The sequence below is a fragment of the Streptosporangium sp. NPDC005286 genome, assembly GCF_040607515.1.
GTDB lineage: Bacteria > Actinomycetota > Actinomycetes > Streptosporangiales > Streptosporangiaceae > Streptosporangium.
The window spans coordinates 1-1169 of sequence record NZ_JBEXGU010000415.1; the positions used below are offsets into that span (position 1 = coordinate 1).

General features: G+C 71.2%; 1 protein-coding gene. It reads right to left on the reverse strand.

Features of this window, described 5'->3' with window-relative positions:
* A partial coding sequence (locus ABZU75_RS46495) for a beta-ketoacyl reductase (RefSeq protein ID WP_355570031.1) occupies positions 1-1169 on the reverse strand: 1169 nt, incomplete at both ends.

A 1169-nucleotide genomic window follows, 5' to 3' on the forward strand; every position in this document is an offset into this window, starting at 1 on the left:
TCCGCGCTCAGCTCGTGCAGATGCCAGGCCGCATCCACCTTCGGCCGCAACACCGTCTCCAACCGCTCCGGCGACAGCGACGGAATCGTCCCGTCATCCAGCACACCCGCGGTGTGGATGACCGCCGTCAGCGGATGCTCGGCATCCACCCCGGCCAGCAACGCCACCACCTGGCCCCGATCGGCCACATCACAGGCGACGATCGCGACCTCGACCCCATGCGCGATCAACTCCGCCCGCAACTCCACCGCACCCGGAGCCTCCAGACCCCGCCGGCTGGTCAACAGCAGACGCCGCACCCCACGCTCGGCCACCACATGCCGCGCGAACAACCCACCCAGACCACCCGTCCCACCAGTGATCAACACCGTCCCCTCCGGATCCCAGACCCGGCCCGCTCCCCCACCCGGACCAGAGTCACGCTCGTAGCCGGGACCGTCAGTGAGGTCAAAGCCACGAGCAGAACCATGCTCAGCGTCGAAGCCATCGGCGGAACCACCAGAACCGGGCACCCGTACCAGCCGGGCAGCCCGCACCTCATCCCCGCGCACCGCCACCTGCGGCTCTCCCGAGGCCAGCACCCCGGACAGCACCGATGCCGAGATCTCCTGCCCGTCCAGGTCAATCAGCACGAACCGGCCCGGGTTCTCCGACTGCGCCGACCGCATCAATCCCCACACCGCCGCCGCGCCCAGATCGGTGACCGCATCCCCCGCACCGGCCACCACCGCACCCCGCGTCACCACCACCAGCCGCGAATCAGCACACCGCTCATCGGCCAGCCACCCCTGCACCAACCCCAGAACACGAGCGGTCAAGGCGTGCGCCGACCCCACCACGTCCCCGTCCCCGTCCGACCCGACCACGACGGTCACCACCTCCGGCACCACCTCCAGCGCCGCCAGCTCCGGGTCCGATGCCAGGTCCAGGGTCAGTTCAACCGGGTCAAGCTCGGTACCGGCCGCTGCCGACACCTCAGGCAACGCCGTCCAGGCCAGCTGGAACAGCGAGTCCCGGTACGGGGTGCTACCGGCGGCCGGCCGGTCGGCCGCGATCGGGCGCAGCACCAGCGAGCGCGCCGACAGCACCGGCTCCCCGGCCGCGTCCACCGCACTCAACGACACCGCATCGCCACCCGCCCAGGCCAGCCGCACCCGCAACACCGACGC